Annotated in this window: 28 protein-coding genes; 17 read left to right on the forward strand and 11 right to left on the reverse strand. The window is 61.0% G+C overall.

What is annotated here, in order from left to right; genetic code table 11:
• Positions 1-227: 227 nt before the first annotated feature.
• From cyaY to rnk, 3 genes are all read left to right on the forward strand, one after another.
• Positions 228-560: an iron donor protein CyaY gene (gene cyaY / locus AB4P94_RS07440; protein WP_395610017.1), complete on the forward strand. Its 333-nt coding sequence runs from the start codon at positions 228-230 to the stop codon at positions 558-560.
• A gap of 2 nt (positions 561-562) precedes the next feature.
• Positions 563-781 carry a DUF1289 domain-containing protein gene (locus AB4P94_RS07445; RefSeq protein WP_064455025.1) on the forward strand — a complete coding sequence of 73 codons (219 nt, stop codon included), beginning with the start codon at positions 563-565 and terminating at the stop codon, positions 779-781.
• Between the two features lie 131 nt (positions 782-912).
• The gene (gene rnk / locus AB4P94_RS07450) at positions 913-1,326 is read left to right on the forward strand and encodes a nucleoside diphosphate kinase regulator (protein WP_395610018.1); all 414 of its coding nucleotides are present in this window, start codon (positions 913-915) and stop codon (positions 1,324-1,326) included.
• An 11-nt stretch (positions 1,327-1,337) separates the two neighbouring features.
• On the opposite strand, the gene AB4P94_RS07455 is transcribed toward rnk, so the two are convergent.
• The 3 genes from AB4P94_RS07455 to AB4P94_RS07465 form a co-directional block, all read right to left on the reverse strand.
• Entirely contained in the window at positions 1,338-4,178 is a 2,841-nt protein-coding gene (locus AB4P94_RS07455; RefSeq protein WP_395610019.1) for a class I adenylate cyclase, read from the reverse strand.
• A 168-nt stretch (positions 4,179-4,346) separates the two neighbouring features.
• Complete coding sequence (locus AB4P94_RS07460) at positions 4,347-4,601, reverse strand: TIGR02647 family protein (protein WP_010207442.1); 255 nt, start codon at positions 4,599-4,601, stop codon at positions 4,347-4,349.
• Positions 4,602-4,799: 198 nt separating this feature from the next.
• Positions 4,800-5,084, reverse strand: a complete 285-nt coding sequence (locus tag AB4P94_RS07465) for a hypothetical protein (protein WP_395610020.1) — start codon at positions 5,082-5,084, stop codon at positions 4,800-4,802.
• A 126-nt stretch (positions 5,085-5,210) separates the two neighbouring features.
• Between AB4P94_RS07465 and AB4P94_RS07470 the strand changes: the two genes are divergently transcribed.
• Positions 5,211-5,870, forward strand: coding sequence for a glutathione S-transferase family protein (locus tag AB4P94_RS07470; protein WP_395610021.1), 660 nt, complete (start codon positions 5,211-5,213; stop codon positions 5,868-5,870).
• A gap of 140 nt (positions 5,871-6,010) precedes the next feature.
• Here the strand turns inward: AB4P94_RS07470 and argH are convergent, their stop codons facing one another.
• The gene (argH, locus tag AB4P94_RS07475; RefSeq protein ID WP_395610022.1) at positions 6,011-7,405 is read right to left on the reverse strand and encodes an argininosuccinate lyase; all 1,395 of its coding nucleotides are present in this window, start codon (positions 7,403-7,405) and stop codon (positions 6,011-6,013) included.
• Positions 7,406-7,908: 503 nt separating this feature from the next.
• Between argH and AB4P94_RS07480 the strand changes: the two genes are divergently transcribed.
• The 7 genes from AB4P94_RS07480 to rsd all read left to right on the forward strand — a co-directional run bounded on the left by AB4P94_RS07480 (position 7,909) and on the right by rsd (position 14,310).
• A complete protein-coding gene (locus AB4P94_RS07480; RefSeq protein ID WP_395610023.1) occupies positions 7,909-8,655 on the forward strand; it encodes a LytR/AlgR family response regulator transcription factor in 747 nt (248 codons plus the stop codon).
• A 137-nt stretch (positions 8,656-8,792) separates the two neighbouring features.
• Positions 8,793-9,734 carry a hydroxymethylbilane synthase gene (hemC, locus tag AB4P94_RS07485; RefSeq protein WP_395610024.1) on the forward strand — a complete coding sequence of 314 codons (942 nt, stop codon included), beginning with the start codon at positions 8,793-8,795 and terminating at the stop codon, positions 9,732-9,734.
• Entirely contained in the window at positions 9,731-10,480 is a 750-nt protein-coding gene (locus AB4P94_RS07490; RefSeq protein WP_395610025.1) for a uroporphyrinogen-III synthase, read from the forward strand. The genes hemC and AB4P94_RS07490 overlap by 4 nt, the downstream gene beginning before the upstream one ends.
• Before the next feature lie 41 nt (positions 10,481-10,521).
• Complete coding sequence (locus tag AB4P94_RS07495) at positions 10,522-11,637, forward strand: uroporphyrinogen-III C-methyltransferase (RefSeq protein WP_395610026.1); 1,116 nt, start codon at positions 10,522-10,524, stop codon at positions 11,635-11,637.
• A gap of 5 nt (positions 11,638-11,642) precedes the next feature.
• Positions 11,643-12,884, forward strand: coding sequence for a heme biosynthesis protein HemY (locus AB4P94_RS07500; protein WP_395610027.1), 1,242 nt, complete (start codon positions 11,643-11,645; stop codon positions 12,882-12,884).
• 236 nt (positions 12,885-13,120) lie between these two features.
• Positions 13,121-13,642, forward strand: a complete 522-nt coding sequence (locus AB4P94_RS07505) for a disulfide bond formation protein B (RefSeq protein WP_395611307.1) — start codon at positions 13,121-13,123, stop codon at positions 13,640-13,642.
• A 209-nt stretch (positions 13,643-13,851) separates the two neighbouring features.
• Positions 13,852-14,310, forward strand: a complete 459-nt coding sequence (gene rsd / locus AB4P94_RS07510) for a sigma D regulator (protein WP_395610028.1) — start codon at positions 13,852-13,854, stop codon at positions 14,308-14,310.
• A gap of 54 nt (positions 14,311-14,364) precedes the next feature.
• On the opposite strand, the gene AB4P94_RS07515 is transcribed toward rsd, so the two are convergent.
• The gene (locus AB4P94_RS07515) at positions 14,365-15,042 is read right to left on the reverse strand and encodes an FKBP-type peptidyl-prolyl cis-trans isomerase (protein ID WP_395610029.1); all 678 of its coding nucleotides are present in this window, start codon (positions 15,040-15,042) and stop codon (positions 14,365-14,367) included.
• 192 nt (positions 15,043-15,234) lie between these two features.
• Here AB4P94_RS07515 and AB4P94_RS07520 point away from each other — a divergent pair, with 192 nt between their 5' ends.
• Positions 15,235-16,464, forward strand: coding sequence for an AlgP family protein (locus AB4P94_RS07520; RefSeq protein WP_395610030.1), 1,230 nt, complete (start codon positions 15,235-15,237; stop codon positions 16,462-16,464).
• Here AB4P94_RS07520 and AB4P94_RS07525 read toward each other — a convergent pair.
• Positions 16,461-16,919 carry a TIGR02444 family protein gene (locus AB4P94_RS07525; RefSeq protein WP_395610031.1) on the reverse strand — a complete coding sequence of 153 codons (459 nt, stop codon included), beginning with the start codon at positions 16,917-16,919 and terminating at the stop codon, positions 16,461-16,463. The two genes, AB4P94_RS07520 and AB4P94_RS07525, sit on opposite strands and share 4 nt — an antisense overlap.
• Positions 16,920-16,969: 50 nt before the next feature.
• On the opposite strand from AB4P94_RS07525, the gene abc-f reads away from it, so the two are divergent.
• From abc-f to AB4P94_RS07540, 3 genes are all read left to right on the forward strand, one after another.
• Entirely contained in the window at positions 16,970-18,880 is a 1,911-nt protein-coding gene (gene abc-f / locus AB4P94_RS07530; protein ID WP_395610032.1) for a ribosomal protection-like ABC-F family protein, read from the forward strand.
• Positions 18,880-19,452 carry a mechanosensitive ion channel domain-containing protein gene (locus tag AB4P94_RS07535; RefSeq protein WP_395610033.1) on the forward strand — a complete coding sequence of 191 codons (573 nt, stop codon included), beginning with the start codon at positions 18,880-18,882 and terminating at the stop codon, positions 19,450-19,452. The genes abc-f and AB4P94_RS07535 overlap by 1 nt, the downstream gene beginning before the upstream one ends.
• 88 nt (positions 19,453-19,540) lie before the next feature.
• On the forward strand, positions 19,541-20,173 hold the full coding sequence (locus AB4P94_RS07540; RefSeq protein WP_395610034.1) for a LysE family transporter: 633 nt from the start codon (positions 19,541-19,543) through the stop codon (positions 20,171-20,173).
• Between the two features lie 122 nt (positions 20,174-20,295).
• On the opposite strand, the gene AB4P94_RS07545 is transcribed toward AB4P94_RS07540, so the two are convergent.
• The 4 genes from AB4P94_RS07545 to AB4P94_RS07560 are packed head-to-tail and all read right to left on the reverse strand — an operon-like array spanning position 20,296 to position 23,439.
• Entirely contained in the window at positions 20,296-21,036 is a 741-nt protein-coding gene (locus tag AB4P94_RS07545) for a penicillin-binding protein activator LpoB (protein ID WP_395610035.1), read from the reverse strand.
• Between the two features lie 3 nt (positions 21,037-21,039).
• Positions 21,040-21,627 carry a penicillin-binding protein activator LpoB gene (gene lpoB, locus AB4P94_RS07550; RefSeq protein ID WP_395610036.1) on the reverse strand — a complete coding sequence of 196 codons (588 nt, stop codon included), beginning with the start codon at positions 21,625-21,627 and terminating at the stop codon, positions 21,040-21,042.
• A 35-nt stretch (positions 21,628-21,662) separates the two neighbouring features.
• A complete protein-coding gene (locus tag AB4P94_RS07555; RefSeq protein WP_395610037.1) occupies positions 21,663-22,034 on the reverse strand; it encodes a DUF1425 domain-containing protein in 372 nt (123 codons plus the stop codon).
• A 10-nt stretch (positions 22,035-22,044) separates the two neighbouring features.
• The gene (locus AB4P94_RS07560; protein ID WP_395610038.1) at positions 22,045-23,439 is read right to left on the reverse strand and encodes a COG3014 family protein; all 1,395 of its coding nucleotides are present in this window, start codon (positions 23,437-23,439) and stop codon (positions 22,045-22,047) included.
• A 270-nt stretch (positions 23,440-23,709) separates the two neighbouring features.
• Here AB4P94_RS07560 and AB4P94_RS07565 point away from each other — a divergent pair, with 270 nt between their 5' ends.
• Positions 23,710-25,605, forward strand: a complete 1,896-nt coding sequence (locus tag AB4P94_RS07565; RefSeq protein WP_395610039.1) for an FTR1 family protein — start codon at positions 23,710-23,712, stop codon at positions 25,603-25,605.
• A 141-nt stretch (positions 25,606-25,746) separates the two neighbouring features.
• A complete protein-coding gene (locus AB4P94_RS07570) occupies positions 25,747-26,202 on the forward strand; it encodes a YaiI/YqxD family protein (RefSeq protein WP_017135238.1) in 456 nt (151 codons plus the stop codon).
• Positions 26,203-26,216: 14 nt separating this feature from the next.
• Here the strand turns inward: AB4P94_RS07570 and elbB are convergent, their stop codons facing one another.
• A complete protein-coding gene (gene elbB / locus AB4P94_RS07575; RefSeq protein WP_395610040.1) occupies positions 26,217-26,885 on the reverse strand; it encodes an isoprenoid biosynthesis glyoxalase ElbB in 669 nt (222 codons plus the stop codon).
• Positions 26,886-26,930 lie beyond the last annotated feature (45 nt).

The following is a 26,930-nucleotide window of genomic DNA, read 5'->3' on the forward strand; positions in this document are numbered from 1 at the left end:
TGAATATGCATTAATTGCGCCCGAGTATACCGACCACCCGCCAGCTTGCCTATGCGCTGGAATACCCGTCCGGCGGGGGTTTGCCGAGATAGTAGGGAAGCAGGCTACGATGGCTGAGGAATTTTCATGCAGCCCGTGCAGATGAAATCGGTATCCTTTGCAATCGGCGAAGCGCGTCCGTATCGTGCGGCGCTTGAGCAAAACCAGACACTTTTGAGGTTGCCACAATGAGTTTGACCGAAGCCCGTTTTCACGACCTGGTGGATTCGACCCAGCAGGCACTGGAAGATATTTTCGATGACAGCGGCCTGGACGTGGACCTGGAAAACTCGGCCGGCGTACTGACCGTCAAGTTCGACAACGGCACCCAATTGATCTTCAGTCGCCAGGAGCCTTTGCGTCAGCTGTGGCTGGCTGCACGTTCCGGTGGCATTCACTTCGATTTCGACGAAGAAAGCAGCAAATGGCAATGCGACAAGAGCGAAGAGTTGTTGGGTGAAATCCTTGCGCGCCTCGTCAAGGAACAAGCCGACGCCGAGCTGGACTTCGACGAGATTTGACCGTGACCCAGCCCGCCCCGGTACGCCCGCCCAAGCCGTTGTTCAGCAATGTCAGCCCGGCGGTGCCGTCACCTTGTATCAGTTTGTGTCGCCTGGACGAGCAAAAAGTCTGCCTCGGCTGTTTCCGTCACGTGGAAGACATCCGTGAGTGGCGCTCTGCCGACGATGCCCGGCGCCGGGTGATCTGTGCCGAGGCCGAGCAGCGCAGGGAGCGCGCCTGAGGTCGTCTTGTTTATTTGTGACGCTGTGGTAGTGTCCGGTGACGCCTCAACTCATCGAGGCCCGTGAGAACCCCGCCTTTTTCTGGCGGGGTTTTGCTTTTTTGTGCAGAAAAAAGGAGTCTGCCTGGATCATGAGCACCGCACCTTCCATCATCCTCACCCGTCTTGACGTGCAACGCCTGGAGCAACTGATCGACCGTTTGGGCGACGAGTTTCCTGGCGTCGAAGCGTTGCAAGCCGAACTCGACCGTGCTGAAGACGTGGTCGGCCACGATGAAGTGCCCGGGGGTGTCGTGACCATGAACTCCAGCGTGCACTGCCGTGAACAAGGCAGTGGCAAGGACTACCACCTGACCCTGGTCTACCCGAAAGACGCGAACGCCGACGAAGGCAGGATTTCAATTCTGGCACCGGTAGGCAGCGCCTTGCTTGGCCTGCAAGTGGGCCAGCACATTGACTGGCCGGCACCGGGCGGCAAGACGCTCAAGCTGGAATTGCTCAGTGTTGAAGGGCAGCCCAAAGACGGTGGTGCATTTTTCTTGTAAAAAGCGCCGCTCTAAATCTGGCTCAGCGCTTCATTGAGCGAAAGTTCCAGTTCAGCCTTGTAGCGCAAATACAGATTGCTCGGGCTTTGCACATCACCGAGCAGGCCGGACAGGTCCAGGTCGGTGATGTAGCAGCGGTAGCGCTCGGTTTCCCGGCGTTGCCCGACGATTTCCCGGGCGACCACGGCAAACAGCTGGTCGCCAAACTCCAGCTCGGAAAACTCTCGCTGATTGCAGTACAGGGTAATGCCCACCTGGCCCGGTGCGGCCTTGCCGATAATCGCCTGCACATCATAAAACGCCTTGTTGGCGGGGTTCTGCGGTGCTGGCCGCGGTTCGATGCCGCGCGCGCGCAAGCTGCCTGACGGCAACAGTTGGTAATACAGAATTTGCACTTCGCCCAAAGGTTGCTGTGAATCCAGAGGCGACAACGCTTCCCGGCGGTAGAGGATCGACTGCAGGAAGCGCTGCAGGGGGGCAAGCAGGCTCTGCTCATCATGGAAAGGCAAGCGCTGTTGCCAGAGTGCGTTGAACTCATCCAGCACGTAGAGTTCGGCGACGCCTTCGTTGACCCGATAGAACACCTGCACACAGTCGGCCAGGCCCATGGGCAACAGCAGCGCCAGGTCGTGGTCTTCCAGCGCCCTGGCATCCAGGTGCAGCGGGCTATAGGCCGCCAATTCCTCGCTGAGGTAGGCGATCAGCGCGTCCTGGGTCGGCAATGACACGTGGTTGGCCTGGCCCGGTATCAGTTCCATCACGTGGTAATGCTGCTGAACCTGGAGCAGATAGCGATGATTACTCTGGCCGATGAGCAGGTTTTGCGCGGTATCGAAAACTTCCTCCACGCGTTGTGCAATGAACTGCGCACGGTTGTGACAGAAGCAGCGCACTCGCAGCCGGGGCAAATGATCCGACGGCAGTTGGTTGAGGTAGTCGCGCAGGCAATCGAGCAGCGCGTGGGGGCCGTCGTAGCGGCTGACCATCACCTCGTTCCAGCTGTTGAGCGTGACCTGATCCAGCGTCAGCACCAGGTTATCGCGCACCCCGGCATAACTCAGGGAGTCGGTGCGCTCGGTGGTCATCAGGATATTCAGATCGCGATGATGCTTGAGCGGGTCGACGCCGACGTTGATCAGCAACAACACCTCTTCCGGTACCGCCGAGCGCAGCAGGCGGTCTTCATCGACACTGGCCAGGGGCAGGGTGATGGTCTGTTGCAAGCTGCCCAGCAGGTTGAACAGCTCGAATTCGGTCATGTCGCTGACGCCCGGGTGCAGCGCCAGGCGCGTGCTGCTGTCGATCACGCCGTTGCGGTGGCACCAGGTGAGCATTTCCAGCAGGTCGCGGCTGCGTTTTATTGGCGCGAAGTGCTCCCACTCCAACGCCGTTAGGCTGCCGTTGTACAGGCCCCAGTGGTGCTGGCCTGGCTCCTTGCGGTTGGGCGATTGCACCAGGGTCAGGGTGTCTTCGGCCAAATCAGGCGCGATGCCGGGGTTGATGAACTCGACCTTGCCGGCCTTGCGTTCGAAGGCTGCATACAGGCGACGGCCCAATACATTCAGGTCGCGCTTGTTGATCAGGCTGACGGTCTGCTCGGTGCGGGCGAACTGGGTCAAAAACCGATAGCTGTAGTTCAGCTCATTGACCAGCGCGCGGCGCTCGGAGGCGACCTGGCGCACTTTCCACTGGCTGCGACTGTCCAGCAAGGCCAGTTGGCGCTGGTCCCAGCCCCACTCATGGGCCAGGCGTTCGAGCAGCAACCGCTGCCAACTGGTGGTGCGCTGGCCTGCACTGAGCTTGCGGTTGACCTTCAAATACAGGCTGCGGCGCACCAGTTCCAGGCGTTCCGGCTCGTTGCGTGCCTTGAGGTATTCCTCGATTCGGCGGTAGACCACGATGTACGGGTCCAACTCATCCAGGTCCATCTGATTGGCGAACACCGCGCGCTTGAAGCGCAGGCTCAGGCAATGCACGTTCGGGTGCTCGCTGGCGTAGACCTCGGTCAGCAGCAGCTTGAGCACGGATTTGTAGGGCGATTCAATGCCTTTGAACAACTGCCACAGCCCGGCGCCTATGAATTCCCCCGGCGGGATATGGGCCAAGTGGCCAAGGTCGAGGGTTTCATCGGCGCGGATAAAACGCTTGGAGATCAGCGCGTGGGTGAACTCGGCGTAGCGGGTCTCTTCATAGACCGGCACCAGCCACCAGATCGGCGTGCGCCCGGCCAGCCAGATGGCGGTGCGGTAGAACTCGTCCAGCAACAGGTAGTGCTGAGTGGTGCCGCAATCGTCGGAGCTTAGTTGTGTGTCGCGTTCGCCCAACACAAAGCGCGTTGGCTCGATCAGGAAAAAGTGCGCCTCGGCGCCCATGGTCTGGGCCCAGACTTCCAGCAACTGGCATTTCTTGCGCAGCTCGGCCAGTTCTGTCTCGCTCAGGTCCGGCGCGTGGCACACCCATACGTCCATGTCGCTTTGGTCCGCCTGGGCGAGGGTGCCGAGGCTACCCATCAAAAACAGGCCATGGATCGGCCGGGGCGGGTTGCCATGACGCGGCTTGTAGGAAAACGAACGGGTCAGGCGCTGAGCTTCGGTCAGGGCTTGGACGTCGGGTTCGAAATTCGATAGCCCGGCCGGTGTGCTGCCCGATACATAGCCAGGCAACAGCGGATGGTTGACGTGAAAAAACAGCGGCAACAGGGTCAACACGCTTTGCTGGCGCGGCGTAAGCCCCTCGACAGCCCGAGCCATGCGCCCCTCGTTGAGGGCCATGAAGCGCGCGCGCAGCTGGGCCAGCACCTTGCGGTCGATGCCTTCGTCCAGGTCGGGGCGGATTTCATGGGTGCGGGTCATGTCGAACTCGGTGGCTCGCAGGGCCCGACGTGGGCGGCCGTGTAGGAGTTTACAGACACTAGCGTAGGAGGTTTAGAGGGAAATGGTTTTTGGCGTCAGAATTTTGGGCAATGCACAGCAACGCCCTCGGAATCCGCAAGAGGCGGACTCCATGGGCGGTATCAGATCTCAGGCAGCTTCTTTGGTGGTGGCAGTGGTCAAGATGGTCAGCAGGGTTTGGGCCTGCTCTGCAGCGTCACGACCGAGGCTGGTCAGATAGCCTCCGTCCGGCTGGTCGATAAGTCCTTTCGCGTGGAGGCGTTTGGCGGCGGCGATGGCAGTAGGAGCGGCGGTCTGGTGGACTTTCAGACCTTCTTTGGTGCTGTCCAAGGGGAAGAGTACAAGGATTTCCAGTTCGGCAACCAACTCAGGGGTATACGACATAAGGACTCCAGACTTTCTAAGAATTTATTAGAGGCTAGCAGGGCATAAGGTGAACGCACTTTGCCGAACTGTCCAGCCGGTTGTGGGCGCTGACTTGCCTGCGATGCTGGCGACTCGGTTTAACGGATGCACAAAGGTGATGCCATCGCAGGCAAGCCAGCTCCCACAGGGATCAGCACCCGCCTGGAATTTTGGGTGTTATTGATTCTCTGGTGGCAATTCGGGCAGGGCCCGCAGCGCTGTTTCGTACCATTGGGTATCGAATGCGCGGTCTTCTTCGAGCATTTTGTCGATTTCGACGGCTAATACATGCGCCATGAGGTTCAGGATGTCTTCGCGCTCGTAGCCCACCAGGGTCAGCTTGTTGAACGTGGCCTTGGCCGCTGGCGGATTGTCGCTTTCGATCTGGTTTTCGATAGCTTGGGTCAGCGTGCTTTCGGTGAATTCTTCTTCGTCGTTGTCGATATCGGTTGGCTCGCTCATGGCAGGCTCCTCAAGGAAAGGGCGCCAGTCTACGCCCATTCAGGCGGGTGATGCTGCTGGTCAGGCAGGGCCTTCGGGTCTATAACCCTTGCAGCCAACCCCACACCCGGCCTGGAGGCATTTGCCATGCTCAAGCTTTACGGATTTTCGGTCAGCAACTACTACAACATGGTCAAACTGGCGCTGCTGGAGAAAGGGCTGCCGTTTGAAGAAGTGCCGTTTTATGCAGGCCAAACCCCTGAAGCGCTTGCCGTGAGCCCTCGGGGCAAGGTGCCGGTGTTGGGTGTGAAACAGGGGTTTATCAACGAAACCAGCGTGATCCTCGAATACCTTGAGCAAACCCAGGAAGGTCCTGCGTTGCTGCCGGCCGAGCCGTTCCAGCGCGCCCAGGTGCTGGCGTTGTGCAGGGAAATTGAGCTGTACATCGAACTGCCTGCCCGCGCGTGTTTCGCCGAGGCGTTTTTCGGCATGCCGGTGCCGGAGGCGATCAAGGAGAAATCCAGAGCGGAGTTGCTGCTGGGGGTCGGTTCTTTAGGCAGGCACGGCAAGTTCGCGCCCTATGTGGCGGGAGAGAGCTTCACGATTGCGGATGTGTACTTTATGTACAGCGTGAACCTGGCCTGTGCGGTGGGCGAGAAGCTGTTTGGGCTGGATTTGCTGGCAGAGCTGCCGGCGGCGAAGGCCTTGCTGGAAAAATTGCAGGCCATGCCCAACGCGCAGAAGGTAGCGGCAGACAGGGAGGTGGCGATGCCGGCGTTTATGGCGATGATAGCGGCGAAGAAGTAGTCAGTCGTACACAAATCAAATGTGGGAGCGGGCTTGCTCGCGAAGGCGTTGAATCAGTCGACACATTGGTGACTGATAGACCGCTTTCGCGAGCAAGCCCGCTCCCACATTTTTGACCGAGTTGTGACGGGGAGCTCGGGTTAACGGCTGGCGAGCAATGCCTGGCCGCGTACAACGGCTGCCTTCACCTGCGCCGGCGCAGTCCCGCCGATGTGGTTACGGGCATTCACCGAACCTTCCAGGGTCAGCACGGCAAACACGTCCTGCTCGATCTGGTCGCTGAACTGGCGCAGTTCTTCCAAGCTCATTTCCGCCAGGTCTTTGCCGGTGTCCACGCCGTATTTCACCGCGTGGCCAACGATCTCGTGGCAGTCACGGAACGGCAAGCCACGGCGCACCAGGTAGTCCGCCAGGTCAGTCGCGGTGGAGAACCCGCGCAGCGCCGCTTCACGCATGATCGCGTGCTTGGGCTTGATCGCCGGGATCATGTCGGCAAACGCGCGCAGCGAGTCGCGCAGGGTGTCGGCGGCGTCGAACAGCGGCTCCTTGTCTTCCTGGTTGTCCTTGTTGTAGGCCAGAGGCTGGCCTTTCATCAGGGTCAGCAGGCCCATCAGCGCGCCGAATACACGGCCGCTTTTGCCACGAACCAGTTCCGGTACGTCGGGATTTTTCTTTTGCGGCATGATTGAGCTGCCGGTGCAGAAGCGGTCCGGCAGGTCGATGAACTGGAATTGCGCGCTGGTCCACAGCACCAGCTCTTCGGAGAAGCGCGACAGGTGCATCATCGCGATGCTGGCGGCGGCGCAGAATTCGATGGCGAAGTCACGGTCCGACACGCCGTCCAGGGAGTTGCCGCCCACGGCGTCAAAGCCCAGCAATTGCGCGGTGTATTCGCGGTCGATCGGGTAGGTGGTGCCGGCCAGCGCGGCACTGCCCAGCGGCATGCGGTTGGCGCGCTTGCGGCAATCCACCAGGCGCTCGTAGTCACGGCTGAGCATTTCGAACCAGGCCAGCAGGTGGTGGCCAAACGTCACAGGCTGCGCGGTTTGCAGGTGGGTGAAGCCGGGCATGATCGTGCCGGACTCACGCTCTGCCTGTTCCAGCAGGCCTTTTTGCAGGCGGGTGATTTCGCCCAGGATCAGGTCGATTTCATCGCGCAGCCACAGGCGGATATCGGTGGCCACCTGGTCGTTACGGCTGCGGCCGGTGTGCAGCTTCTTACCGGTCACGCCGATACGGTCGGTGAGACGAGCCTCGATATTCATGTGCACGTCTTCCAGATCGACGCGCCAGTCGAAGGTGCCGGCTTCGATCTCGCCACGGATGGTGGTCAGACCGTCGATGATGCTGTCGCGCTCGGCGTCAGTCAGTACGCCGACTTTCGCCAGCATCGTGGCGTGGGCGATGGAGCCCATGATGTCGTGGCGGTACAGGCGCTGGTCGAAGGTGACGGAGGCGGTGAAGCGGGCGACGAAGGCGTCGACGGGTTCACTGAAGCGGCCGCCCCAGGACTGGTTGGTCTTGTCGGTGCTCATGGATTCGCTCGTGATCTGCTTAAAAGAGGCGTGGAGGTGTGCCGCCGATAATAACAGGGTTGCCCGTGGAGGCGGTGCTGCGGGTGGTCGGCATTTTTATTTGCGCAAAGGATGGCTAAGTGCCTTGCCGCCGACCGCGTCCGGGACGAGACTGCAATCAGAGGCTTATTGATGCGATATTTTACGAATGAGCAATATCGTCTCGCCGAGCGTCTACAGTTGGACTGATAGTGTGTGAATGCACCAAAGTCGGGTGATGCGGTCATAGCCCAGACTATCCATTAAAAAAGGGGGGTATTCGGATTGTGTATCAGCAAACCCTACGACGATGCGCGAAGGCTGCAGGTCTTGGGCGTTATTGAACAGGTCCGGGTAAATTTGGGTGCCGCTCTCGGGGCACTTTTTGCCGCTCGCGCTAGTCTTAGCGTGGATCGCTGTGACGTAAGTCACCGCACCTGTCTACGCTATCCTTGTGCGAGACTCACGCAGGAATCCAGCGCAATATGAATGTCCTGATCGTTGATGACGAACCCCAAGCCCGCGAGCGACTGAGCCGTTTGGTCAGTGAGCTTGAGGGCTACAAAGTCCTTGAACCGAGCGCCACCACGGGCGAAGAGGCGTTGACGCTGATCGACAGCCTCAAGCCGGATGTGGTGTTGCTTGATATTCGCCTGCCGGGCCTGGATGGCCTGCAAGTTGCTGCCCGCCTGAGCGAGCGCGAATCACCACCTGCCGTGGTGTTATGCGCCGCAACGGATGAGTTTCCCGAGCAGACGCTGCAAGACAGCGGCGTTGCCTACCTGCTCAAGCCCGCGACGGGTGAGGCATTGCTCAAGGCCCTGAAAAAGGCCGAACGCCCCAACCGCGTCCAACTCGCCGCCCTGACCCAGCCCGCCGCCCAAAGTGGCAACGGGCCGCGCAGCCATATCAGCGCGCGAACCCGCAAAGGCATTGAGCTGATCCCGCTGAGCCAGGTGGTCTACTTTATTGCCGACCACAAATACGTGACCCTGCGCCACGAGGCCGGCGAAGTGCTGCTCGATGAGCCGCTCAAGGCTCTGGAAGATGAGTTTGGTGACCGTTTCGTGCGGATCCACCGCAACGCGCTGGTGGCCCGTGAGCGAATAGAACGCCTGCAACGCACGCCCCTGGGGCACTTTCAGCTATTTTTGAAAGGGCTTAACGGCGACGCATTGATCGTCAGCCGGCGTCATGTCGCCGGCGTGCGCAAGATGATGCAGCAGCTTTAGCCCGAGGGCTGTGGCGTGGCGTGTATCCCAATCCCGGTGCGACGTGGCCAGGGAGGCCCCGCACTTGCTGATTCAAATCAAAGCGTGTTTGCCTGAGCTGTTATTATCTGCCGTATCTATTCAGTACGGATTGATCCATGTCCTCTCGCGAAATCCGCATCGCCACCCGTAAAAGCGCCCTGGCCTTGTGGCAGGCCGAATACGTCAAAGCACGCCTCGAGCAGGCCCATCCGGGCCTCAAGGTTTCCCTGGTGCCCATGGTCAGTCGCGGCGACAAGCTGCTCGACTCGCCACTGTCGAAGATCGGCGGCAAGGGTTTGTTCGTCAAGGAACTGGAAACCGCGCTGCTGGAAAACGAAGCCGACATCGCCGTGCATTCGATGAAAGACGTGCCAATGGACTTCCCGCAGGGCCTGGGCCTGTATTGCATCTGTGAGCGCGAAGACCCGCGCGACGCCTTTGTTTCCAACACCTTTGCATCCCTGGATGAATTGCCTCTGGGCAGCATCGTCGGCACGTCCAGCCTGCGCCGCCAGGCGCAGCTGCTGACTCGACGCCCGGACCTGCAGATTCGTTTTCTGCGCGGCAACGTCAATACCCGTCTGGCCAAGCTGGATGCCGGCGAATATGACGCGATCATTCTCGCGGCGGCTGGCTTGATTCGCCTGGGCTTTGAAGGCCGTATCACCTCGGCGATCAGCGTCGAAGATAGCTTGCCCGCAGGCGGGCAGGGCGCAGTCGGCATTGAATGCCGCACCGCCGACAGCGAAATCCACGCCTTGCTCAAGCCTCTGGACCATGCCGACACCGAAGTCCGCGTCACGGCCGAGCGTGCCCTGAACAAACACCTCAACGGTGGCTGCCAGGTGCCGATTGCCTGCTATGCCGTGCTCGAAGGCGAAAACCTTTGGCTGCGTGGCCTGGTGGGTGATCCTGAAGGCGGCACGTTGCTCACTGCCGAGGTTCGCGGGCCACAGCGTGACGCCACGGCCCTGGGCATACAGGTAGCGGAAGAACTGCTGGAAAAAGGCGCCGGTGCCATCCTGCAGAAAGTCTATGGCGAGACGGGGCCGCAGTGACCCCATGGCGCGTGCTGCTGACGCGGCCTGCCGAGGAGTCGATGGCCCTGGCGGCGTCGTTGGCCGAGGCGGGGATCTTCAGCAGCAGCCTGCCTTTGCTGGACATCGAGCCGCTTCCCGTTACGCCTGAACAGCAGGCCATCTTTCATGACCTGGGCCGTTACTGTGCGGTGATCGTCGTCAGCAAACCTGCGGCGCGCCTTGCCGTGGCGCAGCTCGAGCGAGCATGGCCGCAGTTGTCGTGGTTCAGTGTCGGCGCAGCCACTGCGCAGGTGCTGGCCGAACATGGCCTGAAGGTTAAGAATCCCCCTACTGGCGACGACAGCGAGGCCTTGCTTCAATTGCCTGCGTTGCGCGAGGCTATCGCCCGCCCGGATGCCCGGGTATTGATCCTGCGTGGCGAGGGCGGTCGGGAACTGCTGGCGGAGCGCTTGCGTGAACAAGGTGCTAGTGTCGACTATCTGGAGTTGTATCGCCGTTTCCTGCCGGCTTACGCCGCCGGGGTGCTGATGGCGCGCATCCAGTTGGAACGCTTGAATGGCCTGGTGGTCAGCAGTGGGCAGGGTTTTTTAAACCTGCAGGCCCTGGCGGGTGCCGATTGGCCGCAAGTGGCGCAGCTGCCGTTGTTCGTGCCCAGCCCGCGCGTGTATGAAATGGCACGCGCTGCTGGCGCAGAAAAAGTTGTGGATTGTCGCGGCGCGAGTGCCGCGGCTTTGTTAGTGGCGTTGCGCAGTTCTGCCGTGTAAGGCAGGCCGCCCCCACTCTCTGATACGCAAAGGACGGATACGTGAGCGAAACAGCCTTGCCTAAAGATGAAACCCAACCCGCACTTGATGCGCCGGTTGAGTCACAGGTAGCAGCGCCACGTCGTGGCAATGGCCTGGCAATCGTCGCCCTGTTGCTCGGCGCCGCAGGCGTTGCTGCCGGCGGCTGGGGGATTTGGCAGGTCCGCGCCCTGCAAGCCAGCAGCCAGCAGCAGCTGGGGCAGGTGCAGACCCTCGATGACCAATCTCAAGCCCTCAAGCAGAGCCAGCAACAGTTGGCGGCGCGCCTGGCGCAGTTGCCCGCAGCTGATGAGCTGGAGGAGCGTCGCCGTTTGGTTGCCCAGTTGCAGGGCGATCAGCAACGCCTGAGCCAGCGCCTGGAAACGGTGTTGGGCGCCAGCCGCCAGGATTGGCGCCTGGCTGAGGCTGAACATTTGATCCGCCTGGCCAGCTTGCGGTTGTCTGCCTTGCAGGACATCAACAGCGCGCAGTCACTGGTCCAGGGCGCCGATGAAATTCTTCGCGAGCAAAGTGATCCAGGTGCCTACGCCGCCCGCGAACAATTGGCCAAGAGCCTCGCCGCGCTGCGTAGCACCGAGCAACCGGACCGTACCGGGCTGTATCTGCAATTGGCGGCCTTGCGTGACCAGGTCGTGCAGCTTGCCGCCATTGCGCCGGAATACCAGCTCACCGAGCCGGGTTCCCAAGGGCGCCCGACCACCGACACGGAAAGCCGCTGGAGCCAGTGGTGGGAGCAGATTTCCCGCTACTTCCGCATCGACTTCAACCCTGACGACAACATTCGTCCGTTGCTCGCCGGGCAAGGCCTGAACCAGGTGCGCCTGGCCCTCAGCCTGGCCCTGGAGCAGGCACAATGGGCGGCGCTCAATGGTGAAACGGCGGTATACAGCCGCTCACTGGGTGAAGCGCGCAGCGTGTTGCAAGACAACTTCAACGGGGACAACCCGCAGAGCAAGGCCATGCTGGCGCGTATCGCCGAGCTTGAGCCCAAGGCGGTTTCTGTGGTCACGCCAGACCTCGCCGCCAGCCTGGCGGCGGTGCAGGCCTACCTTGAGCGCCGTCATCTGTCTGCCGATGAAGCCAAGGCGTCGGCGAGCAAGCCGGCAGCCCAGGAGTAGAGCTGATGAAGCGTTTCTATGTGATCCTGGTGCTGGCAATTGCAATCGCCCTGGCGCTGGCCGTGGGTGTTTCCAAACATACCGGCTACGTGCTGATTACTTATCCTCACCTGCTGCATTACGAGTCGAGCCTGTGGGCCACGCTGGTGGCGATATTTGCCGTTGGCCTGTCGGTCTACCTGATTCGTGTGCTGCTGAGCCTGGTCACCACGTCCGGTGGCGTGGTCAACCCGTGGTCGCGACGCAACCGCAGCCGTCGTGTGCAAATTGCTATTGAGCAGGGCCAGATGGACCTCGCCGAAGGTCGCTGGGCCAGTGCCGAGCGCCACTTGCATCGCGCCGCTGAGGCGGAGCGCCAGCCCTTGCTGTACTACCTTGGCGCGGCCCGCGCAGCCAACGAGCAAGGCCGCTATGAAGAGTCGGACGGTCTGTTGGAGCGCGCTTTGGAGCGCCAGCCCCAGGCGGAACTTGCCGTCGCTTTGAGTCACGCGCAACTGCAGACGGACCGGGGCGACACAGAAGGTGCCCTGGTTACCTTGCAGGCCATGCACGAGCGTCATCCGCATAATCCGCAGGTCTTGCGCCAGTTGCAGCGCCTGCACCAGCAGCGCGGTGATTGGCCGTCGGTGATTCGCCTGTTGCCTGAGTTGCGTAAAGACAAGGTGCTTCCTGCTACGGAGCTTGCCGAGCTGGAGCGCCGTGCATGGGGCGAAAACCTGGGCCTGGCCGCTCAACGCGAAGAGCAGGGCGAAGCGGGGTTGCAGTCTCTTGAGCGAGCGTGGGAGCAACTGACTTCCGCGCAGCGTCAGGAGCCACAACTGGTGTTGGCGTATGCGGAGCAGTTGCGCCGGTTGGGCGCGGATGCCAAGGCAGAGGAAGTGCTGCGTGGCGCTATCAAACGTGGCTACGACAGCCATCTGATCCGGCTTTATGGTTTGTTGCGCGGTAGCGACCCAGCCCGGCAGTTGAAATTTGCCGAAGGCTGGCTCAAGGAGCATTCGGCTGACGCCAGCCTGCTGCTGACCCTTGGCCGCCTTTGCCTGCAAAACAGTTTGTGGGGTAAAGCGCGGGATTACCTGGAAAGCAGCCTGCAGGTACAGCGCAACCCTGAGGCCTGTGCCGAGTTGGCGCGCCTGCTGGCCCAGTTGGGTGACACCGAGCGCAGCAATCAGTTGTTCCAGGAAGGTCTGGGCCTGCTGGACAGCCGCTTGCTGGCTTCGCCGTTACCCGTGCCTGCGCGGGTTTGATGTAGGAAAAAGAAGCAAGTTGGCCCGGGCATTTCTGAGGGCCAACCCTTCATCACGCACTGAATGCCGGGGTCTAAAGCGCCAGGCAGCAAATTCCTACCCTTGGATGCTCTAAGTCATCCAGGTTCTGACGGTATATCTCTATGCTCTCGCGGAATTGTCCGCGTCGGTGCGTATTGAAAGGGGTCGGCCCTTTCCTCTACCGTAACGGCCTGTCTCTTGCGGTACGGATAAAAATGTCTTTGGCCCCTTCACGTTCCCTGTTTCTCCTGGCGTTCATGGCTGGTGCGCTGACGTTGGGTGCCTCTTTTTATCTTGAATATGCGGCGCTGCTGCGCCCCTGTTTTCTGTGCCAGGTACAACGCGTCTATTTGACGGTGTTCTCGTTGATCAACCTGATCGCGGCGATTCATGGCACGAAGCGCGCCGTGGCCTACGTCTACGGGTTGGCGAGCATGGGGTGTGCATTGCTCGGCGCCATCACTGCAGTGCGCCAGGTGCTGCTACAAAATGCCACGCCGGAACAGGCCACGAACTGCTGGCCAAGCCTGCAGTACATGGTTGAAAACCTGTCGCTTTGGCAAGCGCTGCAATCGACCGTCAAAGGCACCGTCGATTGCGTTGAAATCAACTGGACCCTATTTGATTTGAGCCTTCCAGAGTGGAGCCTGCTGTTCTTTCTGGGGATGTTGATCCTGGGCATCATGCAGTTTTCACAGTCATTATCGCGCCACCGATTCCAGCTCGTGGAGCGCTGAAAACACGTCATGGTTTGTAGGACGGGATTAAACACTTGTATGAACTTTCTCTCCTGCGTACCTTGAAGCCATAGTCATGCGGGCATAATCTGGCCCGCACGCGTTATTGAAACCGTTTGCCAGATGCGGCTTTGTCCGCCTGCCGTTTTACCCCTGAAGTATCAAGCGGGCACAGGGCGGCAGCGCCCCTATAGGGAAGAGAGATCATCATGCTGGAAAGTTGTCAGAATGCTCAGGAACGCTGGGGTGGGGTGCACAAGCTGATAGACAGCTGGCTCAAAGCACGTCACGAACTGGTTCGGGCCTTTGATGCTCTCGGCGCCAAGCCCGAGGCATTGGCTCAGAATCGCGAACCGTTGCAGGACTTCTGTGGCGTGTTGGTGGACTACCTGTCTGCCGGCCATTTCGGTGTCTACGAGCAGTTGACCAAAGAGGCGCAAGCCTTTGACGATCAGCGTGGTCTGGACTTGGCCGAAACCATTTACCCGCGCATTGATGTCATCACTGAAAAGCTGCTGGCGTTCACTGACCTGTGTGATGCCGGAAACTGTGTTGCAGAAAAATTCAAGGAATTGGGTGCACTGCTTCACGAACGCTTCGAACTGGAAGACTGCTTGATCGAAGTGCTGCACAACGCCCACAAGGAAGAGTCCGCCACCCAGGCGTGACGCTTGCCTGTGAGATAAAAAAACGGTGCGCATGGCGCACCGTTTTTTATTGGCTTATTGGCGAACACCGAGCAATTCGATCTCGAAGACCAGCGGCGTATACGGCGGGATCAGTTCGCCCGCGCCGTCAGCGCCATAGGCTTGGGCCGATGGAATCACCAAGCGCCATTTCGCGCCTGTCGGCATTTGTTGCAGTGCGCTGCTCCAGCCACTGATCACGCTGTCGAGGCGAAACCACTGCGGTTGGGTGCTTTTGTCGAAGACGGTCCCGTCGGGCAAGCGCCCCACGTATTTGACCTGCACTTCGTCACTGGCCAACGGCTTGCTGCCAGTGCCGGGCGACAGCTCGGTGAGCAGGATGCCATCGGCTAATTCGCGCACGCCGCTCGTGGCTTTTTCCTTGTTCAAGAACTGCTGTTCGGCAGCCAATGCTTTTTCGCTTCGCGGGGCTTGGGCGTCCGACGCGCTCTGTGCTTCATGCTGTGCAAGAATTTGCTCGATGCGCGCGTTGTCCAGTGCCAGTGGCTTGCCTTGATAGGCTTGCTTGAGGCCGTCGAGCAGCGCCTGGATCTGCAGGTCGGGGACTTCCTGATGCAAGCGTTCACCCAGGCTTGCCCCCAGGCTGTAGGCGAGGTCGTGCTGCTCTTGCTCAGTGGTTTTGGAGGGCGCTTGCTCGTCCGCATTGGCCACTGAAATTGCCAGGCCAAGCACAAAAAAAAGATAACGCGACATGGACATTCTCCCGGCGAAAGTGCGACGGATTATGCCAGCGTGAGTGCTGAAAAAGTGGCATGGTTTTTCGTTATATCGATAAGAATTTTCTCACGGTGCAACGCAAGGCAAACGATACTGTCAACATGCCCTAGCGGCGGTAAGAGCAGAGGGCTAGTATGAGCCGCACCCACGTCAGCCAGGAGGTAAACCATGTCGGCCAAACAGAAGCCTGTTAATACCCCGTTGCATTTACTCCAACAACTTTCGGGCAGCTTGCTCGAACATCTGGAAAGCGCTTGTTCCCAAGCCCTGGCCGATGCAGAAAAGCTGCTCGCCAAGCTGGAAAAACAGCGCGGTAAAGCGCAAGAAAAGCTGCACAAATCCCGCACCAAACTGCAAGACGCCGCCACTGCCGGCAAGGCCAAGGCTCAAGCCAAAGCCAAAGACGCAGTCAAAGAACTTGAGGACCTGCTGGACGCCCTCAAGGATCGCCAAGCTGAAACTCGCACCTACATTTCCCAACTCAAAAAAGATGCTCAAGAAAGCCTGAAACTGGCCCAGGGCGTTGGTCGTGTGAAGGAAGCCGTCGCTAAAGTGCTGGGCACTCGTGCTCCGGCAAAAGCGGCTGCAGCGAGCGCGGCGAAAAAGCCGGCGAGCAAAGCTGTTGCTGCCAAGGCACCTGCTAAAGCTGCTGCCAAGCCAGCCGCTAAAACCGCTGCTGCAAAACCAGCCGCGAAGCCAGCTGCCAAAACTGCTGCTGCAAAACCGGCTGCGAAGCCAGCCGCTAAAACCGCTGCTGCAAAACCAGCTGCCAAACCAGCCGCTAAAACTGCTGCTGTGAAACCAGCCGCAAAGCCAGCCGCTAAAACCGCTGCTGCAAAACCAGCCGCCAAGCCAGCCGCCAAGCCAGCCGCTAAAACTGCTGCTGCGAAACCAGCTGCCAAGCCAGCCGCTAAAGCTGTTGCTGCGAAACCAGCCGCGAAGCCAGCTGCCAAACCTGCTGCTGCGAAACCAGCTGCCAAGCCAGCCGCTAAAACCGCTGCTGCAAAACCTGCCGCGAAGCCAGCTGCCAAAACTGCTGCTGCGAAACCAGCTGCCAAGCCAGCTGCCAAACCTGCTGCTGCGAAACCCGCTGCCAAGCCAGCCGCCAAACCTGCTGCTGCGAAACCCGCTGCCAAGCCAGCCGCTAAACCTGCTGCTGCGAAACCCGCTGCCAAGCCGGCCGCTAAACCTGCTGCTGCGAAGCCAGCTGCCAAGCCGGCCGCTAAACCTGCTGCTGCGAAGCCAGCTGCCAAGCCAGCCGCTAAACCAGCTGCTGCCAAGCCAGCCACCCCGGCAGCACCGGCCGCTACCCCGGCAGCGTCCACCGCTCCAACCGCATCGGCAAGCAGCACGCCTGCACCGGTAGCGCCAAGCACCACCCCAACCAGCGCTTCCTAAGTGCCGGTGGCCACGACGCGCAGCAGTTGCAGCGTGTCGTGGTCGAGGTTGGCGGCTCCGGCCGCCAAGCCTTCAAGCCATCTGTGTTGACCCGCCTGCGTCGGCCAGGCCTGTGCCAGCGTCTCCAGACGCTTCAGCAAGGCTCGCTCGGCTTCCAGCTCCAGGGCTTTGACGCGCTCGCGTAACCCTGCCAATTGCTCATCCTGTTTCGCCATGCCCCGCCATTGCACGCGCACTTGCCGCAAGGGTTCGATCACCTGTGCTTGCCACGGCTCGGCAATTTGCTTGAGCGCCTGCACTCGCTCGTCTGTCAGCGCCACGCCACGCTGTTCCAGCCAGGCCCCGCAGAGCAACAGGCACACATCCGCGCCTTGTTCCTGCAAGTGCAAGCAAGCGGCTTCAACGCCCGGGCGGGCGTAAGTCGAAAGGGCAAAGCTCCACAGGTCAGCGCACATATTCACACCCAAGCCAGCGGCCAACGAAGCTGGTAGACTCCGCCGCCATTATGATCCGACTTCAAAGCCTAACATTACAGCGTGGCCCGCAACGTCTTCTTGAAGACGCCGAGCTGACCCTGCACGCCGGTCACAAAGCCGGCCTGATCGGTGCCAATGGCGCCGGCAAATCCACGTTGTTCGCCTTGTTGCTGGGTGAGCTGACTCCGGATTCCGGGGACTGCTTGCTGCCGGCCGACTGGCGCATCGCCCATATGCGCCAGGAGATCGACACCCTGGACCGCATTGCGATCGACTACGTGCTCGATGGCGACCTGCGCCTGCGCCAGGTGCAACACGACCTTGCCGAGGCCGAGAAAGCCCAGGATGGCGCCGCCCAGGCCCGCCTGCACTCGGAACTCGACAGTGCCGACGGCTACACCGCCGACGCCCGCGCCCGCAAGATGCTCGCCGGCCTTGGCTTCACCAACGAGCAGATGGACCGCCCGGTCGCCGACTTCTCCGGCGGCTGGCGCATGCGCCTGAACCTGGCCCAGGCGCTGATGTGCCCGTCGGACCTGTTGCTGCTCGACGAACCGACCAACCACCTGGACCTCGATGCGATCCTGTGGCTGGAAGATTTCCTCAAGAGCTACCCGGGCACTTTGCTGCTGATCTCCCACGACCGGGATTTCCTCGACGCCGTGGTCGACAACATTGCCCACGTCGAACAGAAAAAAATCACGCTCTACCGTGGCGGCTACACCGCGTTCGAACGCGCCCGCGCCGAGCGGTTGGCCCAACAGCAACAGGCGTTCGAGAAGCAGCAGGCGCAGCGTGCGCACATGGAAAGCTACATCGCCCGCTTCAAGGCCCAGGCCACCAAGGCCCGCCAGGCCCAGAGCCGGATCAAGGCGCTGGAGCGCATGGAAGAGTTGTCGGCGGCCCACGTCGATTCGCCGTTCGATTTTGTGTTCCGCGAGTCGGTGAAGATTTCCAGCCCGTTGCTCGACCTCTCGGATGCCCGCCTGGGTTATGGCGAGAAAACCATCCTGGAGAAGGTCAAGCTGCAACTCACGCCGGGCGCGCGTATCGGTTTGCTCGGCCCCAATGGTGCGGGCAAGTCGACGCTGATCAAGAACCTGTCGGGTGAATTGCAACCATTGGCCGGCCGCCTGACCCGTGGCGAGAACCTGGTGGTGGGCTACTTTGCCCAGCATCAGTTGGACTCGCTCGACGCCAAGGCCAGCCCGTTGCTGCACCTGCAACGCCTTGCGCCGACCGAGCGCGAGCAGACCTTGCGCGATTTCCTGGGTGGTTTTGACTTCCGTGGTGCGCGCATTGATGAGCCGGTGTTGAACTTCTCCGGTGGCGAAAAAGCCCGCCTGGCCCTGGCGTTGATCGCCTGGGACCGCCCGAACCTGTTGCTGCTCGACGAACCGACCAACCACCTGGACCTGGAAATGCGCCTGGCGCTGACCATGGCGCTGCAGGAGTTCAGCGGCGCGGTGTTGGTGGTGTCTCACGATCGCCACTTGCTCAAAAGCACCACCGACAACTTCCTGCTGGTGGCCGACGGCAAAGTCGAAGAGTTCGACGGCGACCTCGACGACTACGCGCGCTGGCTGACCGAATACCGCCTGCGCAATGCGCCGGCCAGCAACACGCCGCTCAACCCGGACAAGACCGACAAGAAGGCCCAGCGTCAGGCCGCTGCCGCGCTGCGCCAACAGTTGGCGCCGCATAAACGCGAAGCCGACAAGCTGGAAGCCGAGCTGGGCAAGGTGCACGAGCGCCTGGCCAAGATCGAAGCCAGCCTGGGTGACAGCGCGGTGTATGAGGCGGCGCGCAAGGATGAGCTACGCGACCTGCTGGCCGAACAGGCCAAACTCAAGGTGCGTGAAGGGCAGTTGGAGGAAACCTGGATGGAGGCCCTCGAACTGCTCGAAACCCTGCAAGCGGAGCTGGAGGCGCTGTCCTGATGGAAGCGCTGCAACTGCCGCTGCCGGCGCAATGGATTGAGCCTGTGTGGATCGGCGTGCAAATCCTGCTGATCCTGCTGGCCGGCTACCTCGCCCAGCGCTTCGTCGCCAAAGGGCTGACCCGCCTGGGCGAACGCTACCCGTTTCCGCCGCAACTGCTGATGCCGCTGCGCGGTGGCCTGCGCTGGCTGATCATGGGCAGTGCATTGATCTTCGTGCTTGGCCGCCTGGGCGTGTCCGCCACCGTGTTGTGGACGGCGCTGTCGGGGTTTGTCGCCGTGGCCGCCGTGGCGTTCTTTGCCATGTGGTCAGTGCTGTCGAACCTGCTGTGTGCGATTTTGATCTTTACGGTCGGGCCGTTTCGCCTGGGTGACATCGTTGAATTGGTGGATACCGTCGACAAACCGGGTGTGAAAGGGCGGGTTGTTGCGATCAACTTGCTGTACACCACGCTGATCGAAGTGGCAGAAGCCGGCACTGACAGCGCCATGGTGCAGGTGCCCAACAGTCTGTTCTTCCAGCGCTCGGTGCGGCGTTGGCCGGGTACTCACGTCTTCCCGGGCGACCGCTAGCATCCACCTCGCGTAAAAATCTGTAGCCAGCCTTTAGCCGGCGGAGTTAGCTTTAGCCACAACCGCTAACTTTCCCCTGAGGTGTGTAATGGCACTCGATACGTGGCTGGCCTTTTTCGTGGCCAGTTGGATCATCTCCCTTTCCCCCGGCGCCGGCGCCATCGCTTCGATGTCCAGCGGCCTGCAATACGGTTTCCTGCGCGGTTACTGGAACGCCATTGGCCTGCAACTAGGCCTGGCGATGCAGATTGCCGTGGTGGCGGGCGGGCTGGGTGCCATTCTGGCGGCGTCGTCTACCGCGTTTTATGCGATCAAATGGTTCGGCGTGGCCTACCTGGTGTACCTGGCCATCAAGCAATGGCGGGCCTTGCCGATGGACATGGCCGATGACGCGGCGGTGCGCCCGATCGGCAAACCGCTGGCGATGATGTTCCGCGGCTTTCTGGTCAACGCCAGCAACCCCAAGGCGTTGGTGTTCATGCTCGCGGTGTTGCCGCAGTTCGTGGACCCGCACGCGCCGTTGCTGGCTCAGTATCTGATTCTGGGTGCGACAATGATCAGTGTGGATATGATCGTGATGGCGGGGTATACGGGGCTGGCGTCGAAGGTGTTGCGTTTGTTGCGTACGCCGAAACAGCAGAAACGTATGAACCGCACGTTTGCCGGGTTGTTCGTCGGGGCCGCCGGCTTCCTTGCCAGCCTGCACCGCGCGACGGCGTAACTGGATAAACCGGGCTAAAAATGTGGGAGCTGGCTTGCCTGCGATAGCGGTGTATCAGGTACACCGCTATCGCAGGCAAGCCAGCTCCCACATTGGTTTTGTGTTGTGTGTGAGAAGTAAGCTCAGCGCAAGATCTTCGGCGCTTCATCTCTTGGCAAGTTATTGCGCAACGCAGGCTTGCCTGGGTCTTGATACCCGCCACCCAACTGTTCCGCCAACTGCCGGGCCACATCTTCACCCAAGGCTTTCGACACTTCCTTCACCACACGCGGCCGGTTCAGGCTCACGCGTACATCGCGGTTGTTCACCAGTTTGGTGTCCTGGCCTTCACCCATCGCGGTAAATGCCGAGGTGATTTCGAAGGTGCGGGTGTTGATCAGGCTGAAATCCGCCACCAGCGTCAGGCCCAGCACGGCCGAGTAGCTGTTGGTGTGGTCCAGGGCGTTGACGTCCTGGGTGAAGTCGATGTCCGACAGCGTGCCGAACAGCACATAGTCCGCACCCTTGAAGTTACCGGCCTTGATGCGTTTGATCACGTCGTAGACGTCACCCTTGGCGTCGGCGGTGTAAGGCGTGCCCTGCACCAACTGGAACTGGTGCGACTTGAGGATCTCGCCTTTGATATCACCGCTGAATTTACGCAGCTCGGTCTGTTCGATGTAGCTGGTGCGGCTCTCGTACTCGCTGTAGCTCGACGCACCGCTGGCCTGATAAGCACTGGCCTGGAAGCTATTGCTGGCCGACACCGCGTGGATGTATTCCTCGACCCGCGCCTCATAGGCGAGGTCGGTCACCGCGATTTTCGGGGCGGCCGAGGCGCCAAAGGCGCACAGCAGGCCGATCATGCCGATCCATGCACGCATTGTTCAGCGCTCCGTGGTCTTGCGGATTTCTTTTTCGTCCATCCATTCGGCCACGCCGCTTTCGACGTCGATCAGTTGCAGGCTGAATTTGTAGAACACGTCCTTGTAGTCCGAGCTGCGCTTGACGATGGAGCTGATGGAGCCTTCCAGGCGGTACTTGGCGGCGACCATGTTGCCGGTCTTGCTCACGGTGGATTTCTTGTACAGGCCGCTCTGGTTCTGCAGTTTGAGCTGGTCGACCTGGCTTTGCATGTCGGTGTTGTCGCTGGCAAAGCGCGCGGTACCGGTCTTCATCAGCTGAGTCTTGATCGACGTGGTGATCTCACGGGTGTCGATGTACTCGCTGGTCTTGTTCTTCACGTCATACACCTGCACCACCGGGCGGCCCTGCAAGATGCCGGACTGGGCCAGGGAGCGGGTCATGCTTTCGGCAATCATCTGCAGGTCGGTGGAACCGAACTCGTTGGTCACCGTTTCCACGGCCTTGGTATCGCCGTAGCTGATGTTCTTGCTGCCCAGTACGGGCGAGGTGTTGGAGCAGCCGCTGGCCAGCAGGGCCACGACGGCGAGAATCGAGAAGCGTGCAAACATGGGGAAATCTCTCAGCAGCAAAAAGGGTGAACGGCTTAAGGGGTCTTAACTTCAAGGCGGAAGTCGGCAGCCTGGGGCAGGTTGGCGATGGCAGGCAGGAACGTCGCCTGGTTGGCATACAGGTTCAGCACTTTCCAGGTGTCTTCATCGCCCACTGGGAAGCCATCGGCGCCCAGCCAGGCGAAGCGGTAGTACATCGTCTGGTTGCTGCTGGTGATGTTGCTCAATTGCACCTTGGCGGTGAGGAAGCCATTCTCCCGGGCAACGCGAATGGCGCCGACGGCAATGCCCTTGAACTTGCCCATCACCACGATTTTGCTGGCCGCGCTGCCAGGCTCCGGCGGTGGCGGGGTGGCGCAACCGGCGAGCAGGACGAGCGCCAGGGCGCCGAAGATGAAATGACGCATAGCGTGCTCCTTAAGGTTGTTTGAGGGCGATGGCCTGGCTCGCGGCGCTCGGCGCCACATGGGCGGCAAGGCCGCCGGCGAAGACCTGGTTGCCGACCACGCGCAGCGTGATCACTTGGTAGCGCTGGTCGGCCTTGACCGTCACCAGCGTGCCGCCCAGTGCGTTGGGCAGGCTGACCTGATGGTCCCCATGCTTGAGGCGCAGACGAGTCACTTGGGTCATGTCCGGCAGGGTGCGCCAGGTGCGAGTGTCGGCGCCTTCAGTCACGGCCGAAGCGATGCCCAGCACTAGGCCGGCCATGGGGTTGGTCTTGTTCAGGTTGTTTTGCGTGATGCCACGGCTGACGGCACGTACGGTAGTGCGCAGGATGATCCCTGGCATGTCGTCACGCAGGGCGCGCCGGGACATGGCGGTGGTGCTGTTGAGCGCGGTGAGGTTCTGCTGCTTCCCGTCGACGCCGATCTGCGCGAAAGGCGCGGTAGAGTTGTCGGCTTTAATCACCGGGAACGACAGCGGGGTGATCACCAGGTGCCCGTCGATCGGAATCGGCAGCGGCAGGCGAATCGAATCGCGCGCCGGCGCCAGGCCACTTTGCACCACGATCAGCACGTCGGTTTCATCGGCGCCGACCCGGGATTTGTCCAGGTCCAGCAGGGCTTGTTCCAGCAGCGGCGTGTTGGGGCGTAACTCGGCAGCCTTGCGGTAGCCAGGTGCTGCCAGGTCTTTTTCACCCAGGGCCTCGTAGACGAAGCCTGCCAGGTAATGGCTGAACGCACTCTGGTAGCTGTTTTTCAGGCCGACCACTTCCGGCGCATCCAACGCTTCTATCGGATAGCCGCGCAGGTCTTTGATCTGGGTGGTGACGCCTTGGCGCTCGGCTTCGTTCTCGCGCTTGAGGTATTCCTTGTCGCGCAGGTCGGCGATCACCGCTTCGCGTTCGTGGGTCTTTTTGATCTCGGTGCGCGCGCCGTCGAAGTCATTCAGGGCCAGCAGGTTCAAGGCCATTTGGGTGGTCAGCATGACTTTTTCGTAGTCATAGCCTTCGTAGCGACGCACTTTGTCGTTGACCAGGAAGCTGCCGAATTGGGAGAGGTACTTTTCGCTGTCGAACTTGACCGATTCCTCCCACTTGAACACTTGCAGGTCGGCGCTGCGCCACGCGGTCTGGCTGCCGGTGAGGTCACCTTTGGCGCGCAGCAATTCACCTTTTTCGAAGAAATACAGCAGGTCTTTGTCTTCGCCGGTGTTGTTCTTTTCCAGCAGCGTCAGGGCGCCGTCGACATTGCCGGTTGCCAGCTGCTGGTTGGTGGCCTGCAACTCGGTGTCGTAGCTGCGAAACATCGAGCAACCGGAAAGCAAGGTAACCGCCACGAGCGCGAGCGGAGGTAAGGCGTTAAATGCCATGCAGACTTCTTCCCTGAAAGTATCCAACTGATGTGTTTAATCCTCATAAAAACGAGGATTTAAATTCCCTTTCGCACTAACAGGGCGCGGCATTATAAGCGCCATTGCTGGCAAAACAATGGCTTTGTGCCTCGACGTAGTCGACAAAAGCGCCATCACCCCGCTTGTAAAAATGCCCTCATCTGCTGAACACCAAATCACTAACGCCTTGAGTCAAACCCTTTAAGGTTTGACAATGTGTTACTTCGTATTTCCCTTTGAGATTCATTCATGATTGCGCCTTTCCGTTTTCTCGCTTGGCTGATGTTGCCGGCGCTGATGTCGTGCAGTTTCAATCTGCTGGCCGCGACGGCCGAGGGCGCCCCCCAGGCCCTGCATTTGCTGGACTACATTGGTGCTGACTACCCTTCCACAGTGGAAGCGGGCGCGGTTGTCGACGAGTCCGAATACCGCGAACAAGTGGAGTTTCTCGGGGTATTGCGCGGCTTGGTGGCAGACCTGCCGCAAAGGGCGGAGCACGCCGAGTTGGTCAAGGGCGTCGACGAATTGTCAGCCGCCGTAAACGCGCGTCAGGACGGCACCGCCGTCGCCCGTCAGGCGCGGCAGTTGGGCGCCAAGCTGGCGGTGGCGTATGAGGTCAGCCAAGCCCCGACGATCACGCCTGACCCCACCCGCGGCGCGCCGCTTTACGTCCAGCAGTGCTCGGTGTGCCACGGCGCCACCGGTGCCGGCGATGGCCCGGCGAGTGTGGGCATGACGCCGCCGCCGGCCAACCTGCGCGACGCCACGCGGCTTGACCGCCTGAGCCTCTACGCGATCTACAACACCCTCGGTCTGGGCGTTGAAGGCACCGACATGCCGTCCTTTGCCGACCAACTGGACGACCGCCAGCGCTGGGACCTGGCGACCTACATTGCCGGTTTCACTGCCGACCCCGCTGCCGCCAAAAGCGAGCAGCCGTTCAACCTCGCCGATCTGGCGCGCCAAACCCCGAATGAAGTACTGGCCGCCAGCGGCCCGGCGGCGGCTGCCACGTTCCGCGCTCAACGCGCGCAGCCGCCGCAGGTCAAGCGCGGCCCGGCGCAGTTGCTCGACTACACCGCCACCACGCTGGACAAGAGCTTGGCCGCCTTCCGCAACGGCGACCACGAACAGGCCTATGACCTGTCGGTGGCCGCGTACCTGGAAGGCTTCGAGTTGGTGGAAAGCTCCCTGGATAACGTCGACGCCAACGTGCGCAAAGACACCGAAAAAGCCCTGATGGCGTACCGGCAGTCGTTGCAGGATGGTTTGCCGATCGAGCAGGTACAGCAACGCCTGGACGTGGCCAAGGGCAAGCTCACCGAATCCGCCGGCTTGCTGGGCAGCGACGGCTTGAGCTGGTCGCTGAGCTATATCTCGGGTTTGCTGATTCTGCTGCGCGAAGGCCTGGAAGCCATTCTGGTACTGGCGGCGATCCTCGCTTTCCTGCGTAACACCGGCCAACAATCGGCGGTGCGCAGCGTGAACGTCGGCTGGGGCCTGGCACTGCTGGCCGGCTTGGGTACGTGGGCCTTGGCGGCCTATGTGATTGACGTCAGCGGCGCCCAGCGTGAATTGCTGGAAGGCTGCACGGCGCTGTTCGCCAGCGTGATGGTGCTGTGGCTGGGCGTGTGGATGCATGACCGCCGCCACGCGGCAGCCTGGCAGGATTACATCAAGAGCAGCCTGGTGGGCGGCGGCGGGCGGTTCGGTTTTGCGATGCTGGCGTTCTTCTCGGTCTACCGCGAGCTGTTCGAGGTAATCCTGTTTTACGAAACCCTGTGGCTGCAAGCCGGCCCGGCCGGGCACAACGCGGTGCTGGCAGGGGGCGCCACGGCGCTGGTGCTGCTGGTGGGGTTGGCCTGGGTGATTCTGCGCGGTTCGGCGAAACTGCCGCTGGCGTTGTTCTTCGGTATCAACGCGGCGCTGCTGTGCGCGCTGTCGGTGGTGTTCGCCGGGCATGGTGTGAAAGCACTGCAGGAAGCCGGTATTTTCGGCACACGGCCGGTGGCGTTCTTTGACTTTGACTGGCTGGGCATCCACGCCGATGCCTACTCGCTGAGTGCGCAGGCCGTGGCGATCCTGGCGATTGTGGTGCTGTATGGCCGCAGCCGGCTGGCCGAGAAGCGCCGCATTGCCGCTTGAACGAACGCGGTCAGAAAGTGTGGGAGCGGGCTTGCTCGCGAATACGGAGTGTCAGTCGATGCATTCATCAACTGATAGACCGCTTTCGCGAGCAAGCCCGCTCCCACATTGGATCTATGTTGTTGATGAGAGGGTGGATGTATGCGCGTGTGGATTGATGCCGACGCCTGCCCGCGGGCGGCCAAGGATCAGGTGGTGAAGTTCGCGCTCAAGCGCCAGTTCGAGGTGGTGCTGGTAGCCGGCCAAAGCCAGATCAAGCCGAGCTTCGCCTGCGTAAAGCTGATCGTGGTACCCAGCGGCCCGGACGCGGCCGATGATTATCTGGTCGAGCATGCCGTACCCGGTGAGTTGGTGATCTGCAGCGACGTACCCTTGGCCGACCGGCTGGTGAAGAAGGGCGTGACGGCCCTGGACCCGCGCGGCAAAGAGTTCAGCCCGGCGAACATGAGCGAGCGGCTGGCGGTGCGTAACCTGTTCACGGATCTGCGCGAGCAAGGCCAGATGGGCGGCGGCCCGCCGCCCCATGGGGAAAAGGACAAGCAGGCGTTTGCCAATGCCCTGGACCGGATCCTCACCCGGTTGATGCGCCAAGCCTGACCCGTGCCCGCTCACTACAGGTCGTTTTCGTGGGTCAGCTCCAGCACACGATCCACCAGCTTGTTGATGCCTGACGCCACCTCGCTGATGCGCTTGCCCACCATGTAGGCAGGTGTGCTCACCAGCTTGCGTGCCTTGTCCTCGACGATCTCTTCCACCGTGCATTCATGGTGGGTGGCGCCCATCTTGTCCAGGGCTGCCGCCGTGTCGGGGCAGTTGCCGATGGTGCAGGTCACGCCCGGGCCATAGATCTTCGCGGCCAGCGCCGGCGAGATGCAGATCAGCCCGACTGGCTTGCCCGCTTCGGCAAAGGCTTCGGCCAGTTCCAGAACCTGCGGGTTAACCGTACAGCCGGCGCCTTTCACGGCAAAGTTCGACAGGTTCTTCGCCGCGCCAAACCCGCCGGGCACGATCAGCGCGTCGAACTCGTCGGCATTGGCTTCACGAATGTCTTTGACCTCACCCCGGGCGATACGCGCCGATTCCACCAGTACATTGCGTGACTCGGGCATTTCTTCGCCGGTGAGGTGGTTGATCACATGCAGTTGCCCAATGTCGGGGGCAAAACACTGGACCTGAGCGCCGCGCTGGTCCAGGCGCAGCAAGGTGATCACGCTTTCGTGGATTTCTGCGCCGTCGTACACGCCACAGCCGGAAAGGATCACTGCAATTTTTTTGCTCATGGGCATTTCTCCTGGGGTCTTGGCGTTAAATGTCTACTAATTTGT

The organism is Pseudomonas sp. B22129, from assembly GCF_044218875.1.
In the GTDB taxonomy this organism is placed as follows: Bacteria; Pseudomonadota; Gammaproteobacteria; order Pseudomonadales; family Pseudomonadaceae; genus Aquipseudomonas.